Source organism: Chloroflexota bacterium (assembly GCA_020850535.1).
GTDB lineage: Bacteria > Chloroflexota > UBA6077 > UBA6077 > JACCZL01 > JADZEM01.
In genome coordinates this window covers 1-13,235 of the sequence record JADZEM010000029.1, presented here as the reverse complement: position 1 = coordinate 13,235, position 13,235 = coordinate 1, and the positions used below count along the sequence as shown (strand labels likewise).

The window sequence follows — 13,235 nt, the reverse complement described above, 5'->3', positions numbered from 1 at the left end:
GTGTCTGGTGGCAGCGAGCGGGCCGCGCGTCACACTCTACAGCAAGCCCGGCTGCCATCTCTGCGAACTGGCTGAAGCGCTGATCGCTGCCGTGGCCCGCAGCCAGCCGCTGACCGTTGAGCACGTGAACATCGAGTCCTCGCCGGAGCTGTTCGCAGAGTACCGCTACCGTATCCCGGTCATCGCGGTGGCGGGCGGGCAGACGCTGGACTGGCCGACGACTGCCGAGCGGCTCCGCAAGGCCGTCGTCGCGGCGTCGAGCGCGCCGTGACCATCGAGGGCGCGCTGCGGCGCTGGCTGCTCCTCGCAAACGCGGCGGCCGCCGTCTTCATCGCGCTGCCGTTGCTGGCGCCGCTCCTGCTGGCAGCCGGATTGGACCGACCGGCCAACCTGATCTACTGGGCCTACAGCGCCGTCTGCCACCAGTGGGCGTTCCGGTCGTACTTCCTGTTCGGGCCGGAGTGGACGTATCCACAGGGCACGCTGGCGGGCCTGATCGGCGAGAGCGGCCCGTACCGGTTCGTGGGGTCGGCGGACCTCGGGTACAAGGTCGCCTTCTGCGAGCGCGACGTCGCGATCTACCTGTCAGTCCTCCTGACCGGGCTGGCCTACGCCGTGCGGCGCGGCCCCTCGCCGGGCAACGTGGCGGGTCTCAGCATGCGGGCCTACGCGCTGCTGATCTTGCCGATGGCCCTCGACGGCTTCTCCCAGCTGTTCGGTTGGCGCGAGAGCGACGTGCTCCTGCGGACGCTCACGGGCGGCCTCTTCGGGGCGGCCAGCGTCTGGCTGATCTATCCACGGATCGACGCCATTCTCGAGCGCGACCTCGGGCCGGCCCGGCCGGCGGTCGGCACGCTCGACACCGGCGTGCGCCCCGCGTGAGCGACGCCGTGGCCGCCGAGGGCCTCTCAAGCGTGCCCGTCGCCGTGCGCTGGCTGGCGGCCATCCTGTTCGTCGTCGCGCTGCCGCTGTTCCTGATCCTCGGAAACATCCTGGATGTGGCGAGCGACCGCGCCTTTTACGAGTCCGAGTTTCAGAAGTACCGCATCCGCGAGGTCACGGGCCTGGACGACGCCCAACTGATGGCCGTCGCCGACCGTTTCATCCGCTACCTGCGCGAGCCGAGCGCCACGCTGGACGTCGAGATCACCGTGAACGGCGCCCGGCGCCCCTTGTTCAACGCCAAAGAGATCAGCCACATGGTGGACGTCCAGAAGCTGTTTCACCTGGCCGGGCAGGCTCGGCTGGTGGCGGGCGCGATCTTGCTGCTGATCCCCCTGCTGGGGATCGGGCTGGGGGGCGGACCGGCGTTCCTGCCGCGGCTCGGGATGCTGCTGGTGGCGGGCGGCGTGGCGACGGTCGTGTTGCTAGGGCTGGCGGGGCTGCTCTCGCTGGTCGATTTCACCGAGGCGTGGACGCAGTTCCACCATGTCGCGTTCAGCAACGACGACTGGATGCTGGACCCCCGCACCGACTACCTGATCATGCTCTACCCTGAAGGCTTCTGGTTCGACGCGGTCATGAAGATCGCGATGCAGAGCGCACTGGAAGCCGTCGTGCTGGGCGGCATCGGGGTCGGGATCATGTACTTCGGAGCACGACGATGAGTGGAGAGCGGCCGTTCGTGACGCCGCGTGGCTTCCTGGTGGACCTGGACGGCGTGGTGTACCACGGCGACCGCGTCATCCCGGCCGCGCCCGGGTTCTTTCGGTTCTTGCGGGCGCGCGGCATCCCGTTCCTGCTGACCACCAACAACTCGACGCTCGGGCCGCCGCAGTACGTCGAGAAGCTGGCGCGGATGGACATCCAGGTTGGCGAGCACGAGGTGCTGGCGAGCGCCGACGCCACGGCCAGCTTCCTGCAGCACGAAGCGCCGAACGGCGGCCGCGTCTACGTCATCGGCGAGTCGGGGCTGAAGGGGGCGGTTGAGGCGGCCGGCTTCACGCTGGCCGACTCGGATGCCGACTTCGTGGTGGTCGGCCTGGACCGCGAGCTGACGTTCGCCAAGCTGACAACGGCCGTCCGGCTGGTGCGGGCCGGCGCGCGGTTCGTCGGCCCGAATCCCGACACGACCCTGCCAACGGACGACGGCATCATCCCGGGGGCAGGCTCGTTTCACGCACTGATCGCCGCGGCCAGCGGCGGCATCCGCCCGACGATCATCGGGAAGCCGGAGCCGACGATGCTGCTGATCGGCTGCGAGCGGCTCGGGACCACGCCCGCCGAGACGGCGATCATCGGAGACCGCCTCGACACGGACATCGTGGGCGGCTACCGCGCCGGCGTGCAGACGTTCCTGGTGCTGACGGGCGTCTCGACCCGCGAGGAGGCCGCCGCCGTGGACGTGCAGCCCGAGCGCATCTTTGAGGACTTGCCGGCGCTCCAGACGGCCATCGACGCGGCCGGTCAACGCTCACTCGGTGCGGACGTACTCCGCGGCGACCCAGCCTGACGCCCCGGACGCCGTCTTGACGTTTCGCCAGGTGCGGCCGTCCGCCTGAACGTCCTCGCCGATGACCGTGAGGCGTGCGCCCTCGGGCACCACCGACAGACGCCGGCCGGCCACGCCGGGCTTCTCCCGCAGGGTCACGCCCTGGCCGTCCGTGCCGGCCACGCGGACCGTCGGGCCGGACGCTTGCGCGGCTGCCGCCTCCTGGGCCGCCGCCTCGCTGGCCGATGGCTTCGCCGCCGTGCGTGCGGGGGCAGCCGCGCTCCGGTTGCGCGCCTCGGAGCGCATGTCGCGGAACGCCGTCCAGGCCGGGCGCGGCGAGTAGTCGTCGTTGAGGATCGCGAACCAGGGCAGGCCGTCCTCCGGCCCCTGGTGGTACGGCGACGTGCTGGCGTCCAGGTTGGAGAGCAACATCCCACCCATCCACGGCCAGTTCTTCTGGGCGTAGCGGTAGGAGCGCACGACGTAGTCGGCCTGCTGCTCCGGGCTGACCTTCATCCAGTCGTACTGGCCCAGGCCGCGCCCGGGGTCCATCAGCCAGCCGAACTCGGTGGCCCAGATCGGGGTGTTGGCGTCGCCGTTGCGAACCATCAGTTGCCGGTACAGCTCGGCGCGCCGGAAGCAGATGCCGCAATCGCCCGGGTCGCGCTCTGGTTCCGTGTTGCCGCCGTAGTTGTGCACCCCGAGCGCGTCCATGTACCCCTTCGCGCCGGCCTTGTACATGCCGTTCAAGAAGTCGAAGTCCTCAATGGTCCCGCCGTAGCCGCCGGTGTTCGGGGAGGGGCCGCCGCCGATAATCATCGCGTCCGGATCCTGCGACTTCACCCCACGATAGGCTGCCTGGAGGAACCGCGTGTAGCCGGCCGGGTCCGGCGGGCCACCCCACTCGAACGGCAGGTTCGGCTCGTTCAGGATCTCGTAGGCGACGACCTTCCCCTTCCCGTGGGCGGCCATCGCTGCGTAGAACGCCTCGACCGCGCCCAGGTCAGCGTTGCCCGGCGAGCCGCCCGCCCAGCCCGGCACCTCGTCTACCCGCAGGACCAGCGGGATGCCCTCGGCCTGGGCCGCGCGGATCACGTTGTCGAGGTCGTTCTGGTCCGACTCCTGCCAGCGGAACTGGCCCGGGTTCGGCTCGATGCGCGGCCAGTACAGGACCATCTTGGCGTGGGTGAAGCCGGCCTCACGGGCCGCCTTCATGCTGCGGGGGTCGGTGGTGTCCACGATGACGCCGTGCACCATCTCGTCGGACTGGGCGCGGGCGGCAGATGTGCCACCGGGTTGAAGCACGACGGTCAACGAGAGCAGGCCAGACAGAAGCAGGGTCGCGAGTCGGCGCACGGGGCCTCCAAGGAACATCCAGCACGCGGCCGGCGTCCACCGAGGAGGGGGCGAGAAGACCTCGCCTGTGACCCTCCTGTGACATCCGTCGCGTCTTCTGTAGAACGGATGAGCATGTGCGACGGTTACCGCTTTCGACCGTTCCTTTTCTCGGAGAGTCATGATCGAGCCGTCAGCGCCCCCTGATACAATGAATGCTAACGCGGATTGGCTGCGCCGGGAGCAGCCGTCCCCGGCCGGCGGCCTGGCGACGACGCTGCTGCCGAGGGGAGAGGGATGAGTCTGCTCGACCGGCTTCGCGACCAGTTCGGCTCCGGCGGAAACGCCGGAGCGGCCGGCCCCGGCAGCGCTGCAAAGCGGCGCGGGCGCACGCAGGCTCAGCCGCTGACGCCAGGCGTCCGCAGCTACGACGCCTCCGAGCCAGCCCGCCCGATGGCCCGCGCACAGTGGATCGGGTTGGGCCTCGCCGCTGCGCTGGCCGTCGCACTGACGGCCGGGCTGGTCTTCGTGATCATGTCCGTCATCCAGCCGTCCAGCCGGCCGGCGCCCACGCCGACGGCGCTCCCGGTGGCCATCGTCTCCCCCACGCCGAACAACTCGTCGCTGGCCGAGATCTTCGCAACGCTCACGCCGACGCCCGTCGTCAGTCCGACCGTCCCACGCGCGCCCGCCATCGGGCAGCGGCTCCAGGTTGCCAATACCGGCAATGACGGCGTCAACCTCCGCCGTGACCCTGGTCAGAACGGCGAGCGGATCAAGACCGTTCGTGAAGGCACCGTCGTGGACGTGATCGGCCCGGAACAGACCATCGACGGCACCATCTGGCGGAACGTCCGCGACACCCAGGGCGACCAGGGTTGGATCGCTGCCAACTTCCTGGCCGCCGAGGGCACGGTCTCCTCGGTGGCGGCGGTCCCTGGCTCCGAACAGCAGCCGTCCGTCAGCAGCACCAGCGCCGCCGCGCCCGCCGCGACGCCAGTCCCGAAGCCGACGTCGCCGGGCGTGGCGGCGGCCGGGGCCGGTCGGGGACAGATCGGCAACACCAACGGCCAGGGCGCCAACATCCGCTCTGAGCCGGGCAGTGGCGGCCGAATCCTCAAGACCCTGACCGAAGGCTCGAACATCGAGGTGCTCGGCCCGGAGCGCGAGGTTGACGGGCAGATCTGGCGGCAGGTCCGCGACAGCGCCGGCGTCACCGGCTGGATCATTCGCGGGGCGGTCGCGCCGGCCGGCAGTGTGCCGACGCCCGTCGCACCCGCCGCCACACGGGCCGCCACCACCCCGCAGCCGGCCGGCGCGACGCAGGCCCCGGCCGCCCCGAAGCCGACGACCGGCACCAGCGGCGCGCCGCCGACGTCCGCGCCAGCCGCTCCCAAGCCGACGACGGCCCCGTCCACGCCGAACCCCAACCTGCCGGTCATCATCCAGCCGGCCACGCCGCGCCCATCCGGCGGGGGAGCCGCCCCCACGGCGACGCCGCGCCCGTAGACCCGGTCAGACTGAGACGGCCGCCCGCTCCGTTGCCAGGAGCACCCGGCCGCCGTCGCGGACGAAGCTGCCATCGGCAGTCACGGCGAAGTCGGCCGGGTTGCCCTGCGCCCGGAGCGCCGCGATCTCCGACACCTCGGGGAGCAGCGCCTCGGAGACCAGCATCTCGTCCAGCTCCAGCGTGTTCCTGATCCACACCACGCGCGGCGGCGCGGTGGTCAGGGCCGCCTTGAGGGCGGCCTCGCAGGCTTCCCGGTCGCTCGGCAGGATGATCGGGATCTTGATGGCGTCGTAGGCGTTCGCCGTCAGCCCGTTCATGTAGGTCATCTGCAGGTCGAGCTGATCGAACAGGCGCTGGGTCGTGAAGTTCGCGATGCCCATGCCCATGCCGTTCCCCTCGGATTGCGGGGTGATCCCGAGCACGGCGATGCGGGTGTAGTTCGGCGTCCGCGGCCCGCCGATGCGCCGCCACATCCCGACGATGTTGTAGTCCATGCCGCTGCCGGAGACGTTCTTGCCGATCTGATCCACGATCAGCAGATCGAGCTCCTGGAACGGCACGCGCGGCAGCAGCTCGTTGGCCAGCATCAGCAGCGAGCGGTCCGTCTCGTGGAATCCCTCGGGGCCGGTGGCGCGGACCGTGTGCAGCTTGTGGTAGGCGTTCTCCACCAGGCCCAGGCCCATGGTGACCTTGCCGCTGGCCAGCAGCACGGAGGCCACTTCCGGGATGGTCCGGGCGAGGCCGCGCGCGTGATTGGTCTCCGCGCCCCGCTGCTTGCCGAGGCCAATCGCCAGCATCTTGCAGAGGCCGCTCTCGATGTCCGCGCGGAAGGCCGTGTGCGCCTTGACCCGCCCGACCACCAGGACGCCGTCGCCGTTCCAGGCGTTCAAGTCCATGTAGCAGGATGAGCCATCGTCCAGGTGACCGACGATGTGGGTGTCCATCGTCGCCAGGACCGGCGCGCCGACCTCGGCCTCGGTGATGCCGTACTCGGCCAGGACGGCCCGCTGGCCCTCCGGGGTCGCGCCGCCGTGGCTGCCCATCGCCGGCACCACGAACGGCTCGGCTCCGGCTGCCCGCAGCTCTTCGACACAGGTCTTGATGACCAGCGCGATGTTCGAGATGCCCCGGCTGCCGGCCGTGATGGCGATGCGCTGCCCTGGCCGCACCCGCTCCTTCAGGCCGCCGGCGGCCAGGGCATCACGAACGGCCTGAGCCACATCGGCCAGGTGCTGGTCCGGCAGCTCCTGGCGGACACGCACCATCCGAGGCAGTGGAGCGCGGGGCAGATCCATCGTCGTCCTCCTGGCGCCCGGACCGGTCGGCCAGGACCGGCGGGCGAGGTTGCACAGGCTCAGACCTGGGCGTTGGTGAAGTACAGGATACAGAACGCCGCCGTGTTGTTCAGCGCATGCCCCACCATGCTCGGCACGAGACTGCCCGTCCGCTGGTAGGCGTAGCAGAACACGACGCTGAGCGCGAGAATCGGCAGGAGCGCGGGCAGGTTACCGTGCAGCGCGGCAAAGATGAGGCCCGTCGCGGCATAAGCTACCACGGGCCGCTGCGTCCGTAGGTAGCTGCCGAACACGTACCCGCGAAAGTAGATCTCCTCGGCGATGGGCGCGAGTATCGCCCCGGCGAAGACCACGCCGAAGAAGCCGAGCAGCGGAAACTGCCGGATGCACGAGAGATCCGCAAGCTGGGTCTGGCGGATGCCCAACGCCGACATGGCCGCCTGGATCATCGCGCTGATGACCAGCACCGAGACGCCGACCAGCAGGCCCAGCCCGACGTGGCGGACGGTCGCCGTGCGGTCAAGCCCGAGGTCGGCGAGCGTCAGGACGCCCGGGCGGATGAACCGCAGGTACGTCACGCCGAGCAGCGCAGCGTCCACCGAGAGCGCCGCCGTCACGAGGCCGGCCGGCGTGCAGATGCCGGCGCGCCCGGCCCAGGCCGCCCAGAGCAGCGGCGGGCCGTTCGCGAGCAGCGCGATGAGCAGCGTGCAGGCGATGACCAGCCGGTGCGATCCGAAGCCGCGCGCAGCCATCGCGCGGCCCATAAAGCCGGGGGCAAGGACGTAGTAGCCCAGGCCGCCCGCCGTGAGCAGCAGCCCGCCGACCAGCAGGGCGATGGCCACCAGGGTGATGCCCGCCGTCAGGATGGCATCCATCGACGGCCCGGACTGCGCCACGACGGCCACGACCCCGCCCCCGAGCGCCGCCCCGACCAGTCCCAGTACGGCGACGATCACCGCGATCCGGCCGCCAACCCAGGTCTGGCCCACCCGTGGGAGCCGCACATCGCTTGATGAGGGCGTGGTCAGATCGGGCGTGCCGACGCCACCGCCAGTCCCGGCAGCCGGCGTGCGATCCTCAGAGTCGTGACCGTGCATGCGCCTCTGACGACCGCCTTAGTTCTTGAGGAGCTTCCGCAGCTCGTCCTCAAATGACGATACGTCGGCAAAGGCACGGTACACTGATGCAAAACGGATGTAGGCGACCTGGTCGAGGCCGCGCAAGCCCTCGATCACCAGATCGCCGACCACGCTGCTCGGCACCTCAAGGCCATCTCGCTTGCGGAGGGCGCTCTCAATCTGATCGACCATGCGCTCGATGATCTCGGCGCTGACGGGCCGCTTGGTGCACGCGGTCTGAATACTGGACCGCAGTTTCTCACGATTGAAAGGCTGCCGGCGGCCGTCTTTCTTCACAATGATGAGTGTGGAGATCTCCGGCCGCTCGTAGGTCGTGAATCGACCGTTGCACTGCTGGCACTCGCGCCGGCGCCTCGTCATGGAGACATCGTCGGCGTCTCGCTTATCGAGCACGCGCGTATCGCGCGACGAGCAGAATGGACAGCGCATACGACAGTCTACCACGCCTTGTCTGACTTCTGGCGGCGTGGTTCAATCCCTCAAGAAGACAAGGAGGCACAGTGGATCAAGCGCTACGCGCGATCCTCCTCGGCGGCGTCGGAGAGGTCGGCAAGAACTCGACGGTTTTTGAGTACGACGACCAGATGTTGATGGTCGACGCCGGGGTGAAGTTCCCCGAGGCCGAGCTGCTCGGCGTCGATCTCGTCATTCCAAACTTCGAGTACGTGACCGAGGCGGCGGACGACCTTCGCGCCATCATCATCACCCACGGCCACGAGGATCACATCGGCGCGCTGCCGTTCCTGGTGATGCAGCTTGAGCGCGCCGAGCCGGTCCCGATCTACGGCACCAAGATGACGCTCGGGTTGATCGCGACCAAGCTCAAGGAGCACCGCGTCCTCGACAAGGTCAAGCTGGTCGAGTTCGAGCCGGGCGAGATCCTCGACCTCGACCCGTTCACCATCGAGCCGGTCTTCGTCAACCACAGCGTGCCGGGCTCTGTCGGGTTCGCCATCAAGACGCCGGCCGGCACGGTCTTCCACACCGGCGACTACAAGTTTGACAAGAACCCCGTCGATGGGCGCAGCACCGACGAGGACGCGCTGCGCCGCCTGGGTGACGAGGGCATGCTGGCCCTGTTCTCGGACTGCGTGCGCGTCGAGAACCCGGGCTGGACCGGCTCCGAGTCGATGGTCAGCGAGAACCTTGAAAAGCTGATCGGCGAGGCGCACGGGCGTGTCATCGTGACCACGTTCGCCTCGAACCTGGCGCGCCTGCGGCAGGTCGTCCACATCGCCCACAAGCTCGGGCGGCGGGTGGCGGTGGCCGGGCGCAGCATGGACCAGAACCTGAAGGTGGCCGGCGAGATCGGCTATCTGGGCGCGCCTCCAGGGACGCTGATCGACCTGCGCGAGAGCAACACCATCCCGCCGAACAAGCTGGTGGTGCTGGCGACGGGCAGCCAGGGTGAGCCGACCTCCGTCCTGAGCCGCATGGCCATGGGCGACCACCCGAACATCAAGATCATCGAGGAGGACACGGTCATCTTCAGCGCCGGCCCGATCCCCGGCAACGAGGAGACGGTGGCGCGGGCCATCGACAACCTCTACCGGCGCGGCGCGAAGGTGATCTACCGGGCGATCAACGAGGGCGTACACGTGTCCGGGCACTCCAGCCAGGACGAGCTGACCCACATGCTCGGCCTGTTGCGCCCGAAGTACTGCGTGCCGATCCACGGCGAGTACCGCATGCTGGTGCTCTACAAAGAGCTGGCCGTCCGGTCGGGCATGCCCTCCGGGAACATCCTGATCGCCGACATCGGCGAAGTCATCGACATCGAAGAGGACCGCATCGAGCTGAACGGGACGGTGCCCTCCGGCTCGGTGCTGGTTGACGGCGTGACGGTGGGCGAGGTCACCAGCGTCGTGCTGCGCGACCGCAAGCGGCTGGCCGGCGATGGCGTCCTGATCGCGTCGATCGTGATCGACCGTGAGACCGGCGAGTTGATCGGCGGTCCGGATCTGATCTCGCGCGGCATCGTGGACCCGCGCCAGGACGCGATCCTGGACGAGGCGCGGGACGTCCTGACGGACGCGCTGCACAAGGTGCTGCGGCCACGCCGCGTCCCGGGAGACGACCGCGACGACGAGTCGTCCGGCAACCTGCCGAGCTACGGCTTCCTGGTCGGCAAGATCCGCGAGGTGCTCAGCGGGTTCATCTACGAGCGCATCCGCCGCCGCCCGATGATCCTCTCGGTGGTGACGGAGGTCTAACCAGGGCAGGGCTGGCGGTGCGTCGCCGCCACCAGCCCCCGAGTCCGACGAGCGCCCCGTGCTGGCGCGGGGCGCTTCACTCGGCGGATGCTGTGCTGACAGCGTGTCGGTGGCGGCCAATGACCATCCCGTGTCCGGTCATCGCTATACTGTCTAGAGAGCCATGAGACCGGACACTCTTGCATGGTGGCGGCAGGCCGAAGCCGACCTCCACAGCGGCGACATCATGCTGGCGAACGGCCAGTGGTATGCCGCGTCCTGGTTCGCCCAGCAGGCCACGGAGAAGGCGCTCAAGGCGCTGTTCATCGAACGTACCACCGACCTCGCTCCTCGCACACACGATCTGGAGTACTTGGGGACGCTGGTCGGCGCGCCCGCATCGGTCGATGCTGATCTCCAGATCCTCAATCCGACATTCGACGAGTCGAGGTATCCTGACAACTACGGCGTGCCGCCAGTCGACGCCGTCTCGTCAACTGAAGCGACCATGCACATTGAAGCATGTCGGAGGGTACTCGGGTGGGTTCTGCCGCTGCTCTAGCTCGCGGACCCGATGCCATACGTCGATTCGCTCATCGTCTGAAGGACGAGGTCGGGGCGACGCAGGTGTTGCTGTTCGGCTCTCAGGCAACCGGCCATGCCCGCGCTGACAGCGACTACGACCTCGTCGTCGTGGCCGATTCGTTCGCTGATGTACCACGAACTCGCCGAGGCTACGGGCTTCGACGTAAGTTCTACGAGGTCGGCGGCAACGCGCCGCTCGACCTCGTGCTGCTGACACCGGACGAGTTCGCGTGGGCGAAGGCGCACGTCACGCTGGTGTCGTCGGTGCTGCCACAGGCCATCGACCTGCTGGCGGAGGAAGAGACGCCTGCGGAGTCGGCGCCGTCAGGCGCGGCGAGCACGCCCGGCGCGTAGTCCGCGCCGGCCGCCGCGCCGCTGGACAGTCGGGCGCAGACTCCAGGCCCGCGTCAGCCACAATCCGGCCCCGGGGATGCGTCAGCCGCCCAGGAACCGGCGCGGGTTCTCATTGTTCAGCGCGTTGATCTGCGCCTGGGTGATGCCCAGCTCCAGCAGCCGTGGGAAGACGCGCCGTTTGGCGAACAGCCAGCCGTCCGGGTTGTAGGTGCGGCTCAGGGTCGGGTCGGATGTCCGGCTGACGCCCAGCACGGACCAGTCGTGCGAGACCATCAGGCGGTCGCCCACGCCGGCCTGGATCAGCGCGGCCAGCGTCTGGGTGCGGCCCTCCCAGTCGGGACCGATGGGTGCGCTGGTCTGGTGACGGTCCAGCCCGAGCCAGACGCCCTTCTTCACCAGCCCGAGCAGGTACTCCACATCCGTGGTGTCGTTGCTGTGGCCGATGTAGACGCGGTTCAGGTCAAAGCCCTCGTCCTCGAAGACGGCCACCTGCTGCTCGCCGACGCGGCCCGGCGCAAAGCTGTGGGTCGAGATGCGGACGCCGGTCTGCTGCGCGGCGCGCACGGCCGCCCGCAGGATGATCTCGCCTTCCTTGGTGACGCCCTCGGCGTCGTTGGCGACCTTGATGATGCCGGCCTTGATGCCGGTCCCCTCGATGCCGACTTCGATCTCGCGGACGAACAGGGCGGCGATCTCGTCGGGAGTGCGGAACCAGAGCGCGCGCGGGATGTCGCGCCAGATGCCCGTCGCCGCGATGATCTGGACGCCCGTGCGCCGTGACATCTCGGCCAGGAAGCGGATGTCGCGGCCGAGGTCGAGCGTCGAGAGGTCGACGATGGTCTTGACGCCGCCAGCGCGGGCCTCGTTGAGCGTCAGCTCGGCCTGGGCAGTCAGGCGGTCGAAGTCGCCGAACAGCTCGGGGAACGTCTGCTGAATGCCCGCCGAGGCGGTGAAGACATGCTCGTGGGTGAGCGTGAACCCGAGGTCCGCCGTGTCGAGCGGCCCGAGCACCGAGTTGATGGTCGCCATCTGCCCTCCCAGGCAGCCCGGGCCGGTCGTGAGGCCGGGCACGGCAGTGTAGCCCGGGTCAAATGGGCGAGATCAACCGAGGCTGTCGTCGGCAGCGTCTCTTCGGGCGAGCACCCCAGGTATCATCCTCAGACCCGTTCGGGCATCAGTTGCGCCGAGTCGTGCCCGTCAGTCTGAGGAGGCCTGCAGCCATGCAGCAGATCGTCGACGAGCTGAACGCCCTCTGCGATGAGCAGCCGTTCGTGACCGGCTGGTACCTGAAGGATCTGCAGTCGGGCGACGTGGCCGACCGCAACGGCGACGTGGTCTTCCCGTCGGCCAGCACCCGCAAGATCTCGATCATGATGGCGGCGCTGGCGGCCGTCAACGCCGGCACGCTGCGCCTGGACGACCCGTTCAGCATCGACAAGGCGTATCAAGACAACAACTCGGGGACGTTCCAGTTCCTGACGCCCGGCTTCACCATCACCTTCCGTGATGCGATCACGATGATGATCATCGTTTCTGATAACACCTCCACCGGCAAGGTGGTGGACATCCTCGGGCTGGACGCCATCAACGCCTACACCCGCCGCGTGGGCATGCTCAACAGCACCCACCGCTTCAACATCCCGCCGAAGACCGGCCGCGATCACACCCTCGAAGAGGCGAACACGACGACGCCCGCCGACGTGGGCCGGCTGCTGGAGCTGATCCTCCAGGGGACGACTGACGCCGACGTGGCCGCGAAGCTCGGCGTGACGACCGACCTCTGCAGGCTGGCGCTCGACATCCTGCTCTGGCAGCGGATGAGCAGCCGCCTGCCGAACCTGCTGCCCAGCGAGGCCCAGGTGGCCCACAAGACGGGGACCGGCGTGCTCGGGCGCAACAACAACGACGCCGGCATCATCTTCCAGGGCGACACGCCGCTGTTCGTCCTGACGGTCTACACCGAGCACCTGCCCGTCAACATGCCGGACGGCACGTCGGGCTACCACTGGGCCGGCCACCAGATCGCGCGGATGGCGAAGCTCTGCTACGACGCCCTCTCCGACCCCGCGAAGACTGAGGGACGGGCGATTCCAGCCGCTGTCTCGACCTCCTGATCGCCGACGCCAGCCAGATGACGGCAGCGGGTCGCCTGGGCGGCCGCCGCCGCCATCTGGCTGGCGTTGACCGGCCGCTGGCGGTCGGCGCTGCGGTTCGGGGCGATCTGAGCCGTGCTCGTCGGCGTGCTGGAGGTGGCGAGCGGCGGCGCGTACCTGCTGAACACCGTCTACGCTCACCTGAACACGCCCAAGAACGGCTTCGACTTCGCGCTGCGCGACGTGCAGCCGCTGTTCGCCGACGCCTGGCCGACGCTGCTGCTGTCGCTGTTCGCGATTC

At 69.0% G+C, this 13,235-nt stretch carries 15 protein-coding genes; 10 read left to right on the top strand and 5 right to left on the bottom strand.

All coding sequences use genetic code 11. The annotated features are described in order from the left end of the window. Window positions 1–7: 7 nt before the first annotated feature. From IT306_05175 to IT306_05160, 4 genes are read left to right on the top strand one after another with little or no spacing between them, the layout of a single operon-like run. Entirely contained in the window at window positions 8–271 is a 264-nt protein-coding gene (locus tag IT306_05175) for a glutaredoxin family protein (GenBank protein ID MCC7367790.1), read from the top strand. Next, the gene (locus IT306_05170) at window positions 268–882 is read left to right on the top strand and encodes a DUF2085 domain-containing protein (protein MCC7367789.1); all 615 of its coding nucleotides are present in this window, start codon (window positions 268–270) and stop codon (window positions 880–882) included. The genes IT306_05175 and IT306_05170 overlap by 4 nt, the downstream gene beginning before the upstream one ends. Continuing rightward, window positions 879–1,607 (top strand): TIGR01906 family membrane protein, encoded by a 729-nt coding sequence (locus IT306_05165; protein MCC7367788.1) that lies wholly within the window; start codon window positions 879–881, stop codon window positions 1,605–1,607. Before IT306_05170 ends, IT306_05165 begins: the two co-directional genes overlap by 4 nt. Then, the gene (locus IT306_05160; GenBank protein MCC7367787.1) at window positions 1,604–2,452 is read left to right on the top strand and encodes an HAD family hydrolase; all 849 of its coding nucleotides are present in this window, start codon (window positions 1,604–1,606) and stop codon (window positions 2,450–2,452) included. Before IT306_05165 ends, IT306_05160 begins: the two co-directional genes overlap by 4 nt. Here IT306_05160 and IT306_05155 read toward each other — a convergent pair. Next, window positions 2,414–3,787, bottom strand: coding sequence for a cellulase family glycosylhydrolase (locus IT306_05155; protein ID MCC7367786.1), 1,374 nt, complete (start codon window positions 3,785–3,787; stop codon window positions 2,414–2,416). The genes IT306_05160 and IT306_05155 overlap by 39 nt on opposite strands. Before the next feature lie 276 nt (window positions 3,788–4,063). Between IT306_05155 and IT306_05150 the strand changes: the two genes are divergently transcribed. Then, a complete protein-coding gene (locus IT306_05150) occupies window positions 4,064–5,275 on the top strand; it encodes an SH3 domain-containing protein (protein MCC7367785.1) in 1,212 nt (403 codons plus the stop codon). Between the two features lie 6 nt (window positions 5,276–5,281). Here the strand turns inward: IT306_05150 and IT306_05145 are convergent, their stop codons facing one another. Genes IT306_05145 through nrdR form a run of 3 tightly spaced genes read right to left on the bottom strand, consistent with a single transcriptional unit; the run spans window position 5,282 to window position 8,139 of the window. Further along, a complete protein-coding gene (locus IT306_05145; protein MCC7367784.1) occupies window positions 5,282–6,571 on the bottom strand; it encodes a DUF2088 domain-containing protein in 1,290 nt (429 codons plus the stop codon). 59 nt (window positions 6,572–6,630) lie between these two features. Beyond that, entirely contained in the window at window positions 6,631–7,668 is a 1,038-nt protein-coding gene (locus IT306_05140) for a CPBP family intramembrane metalloprotease (protein ID MCC7367783.1), read from the bottom strand. A gap of 18 nt (window positions 7,669–7,686) precedes the next feature. Then, window positions 7,687–8,139 (bottom strand): transcriptional repressor NrdR, encoded by a 453-nt coding sequence (nrdR, locus tag IT306_05135; GenBank protein ID MCC7367782.1) that lies wholly within the window; start codon window positions 8,137–8,139, stop codon window positions 7,687–7,689. A gap of 71 nt (window positions 8,140–8,210) precedes the next feature. On the opposite strand from nrdR, the gene IT306_05130 reads away from it, so the two are divergent. The 3 genes from IT306_05130 (at window position 8,211) to IT306_05120 (ending at window position 10,841) form a co-directional block, all read left to right on the top strand. After that, complete coding sequence (locus IT306_05130) at window positions 8,211–9,923, top strand: ribonuclease J (GenBank protein MCC7367781.1); 1,713 nt, start codon at window positions 8,211–8,213, stop codon at window positions 9,921–9,923. A 163-nt stretch (window positions 9,924–10,086) separates the two neighbouring features. After that, window positions 10,087–10,464, top strand: a complete 378-nt coding sequence (locus tag IT306_05125) for a HEPN domain-containing protein (protein MCC7367780.1) — start codon at window positions 10,087–10,089, stop codon at window positions 10,462–10,464. Beyond that, a complete protein-coding gene (locus tag IT306_05120; GenBank protein MCC7367779.1) occupies window positions 10,443–10,841 on the top strand; it encodes a nucleotidyltransferase domain-containing protein in 399 nt (132 codons plus the stop codon). Before IT306_05125 ends, IT306_05120 begins: the two co-directional genes overlap by 22 nt. A gap of 81 nt (window positions 10,842–10,922) precedes the next feature. On the opposite strand, the gene IT306_05115 is transcribed toward IT306_05120, so the two are convergent. Continuing rightward, on the bottom strand, window positions 10,923–11,870 hold the full coding sequence (locus tag IT306_05115; protein MCC7367778.1) for a phosphotriesterase-related protein: 948 nt from the start codon (window positions 11,868–11,870) through the stop codon (window positions 10,923–10,925). 191 nt (window positions 11,871–12,061) lie between these two features. On the opposite strand from IT306_05115, the gene IT306_05110 reads away from it, so the two are divergent. Then, a complete protein-coding gene (locus tag IT306_05110) occupies window positions 12,062–12,955 on the top strand; it encodes a serine hydrolase (GenBank protein ID MCC7367777.1) in 894 nt (297 codons plus the stop codon). Window positions 12,956–13,069: 114 nt separating this feature from the next. Further along, the coding region (locus IT306_05105) for a hypothetical protein (protein MCC7367776.1) at window positions 13,070–13,235 on the top strand (166 nt) is incomplete at its 3' end.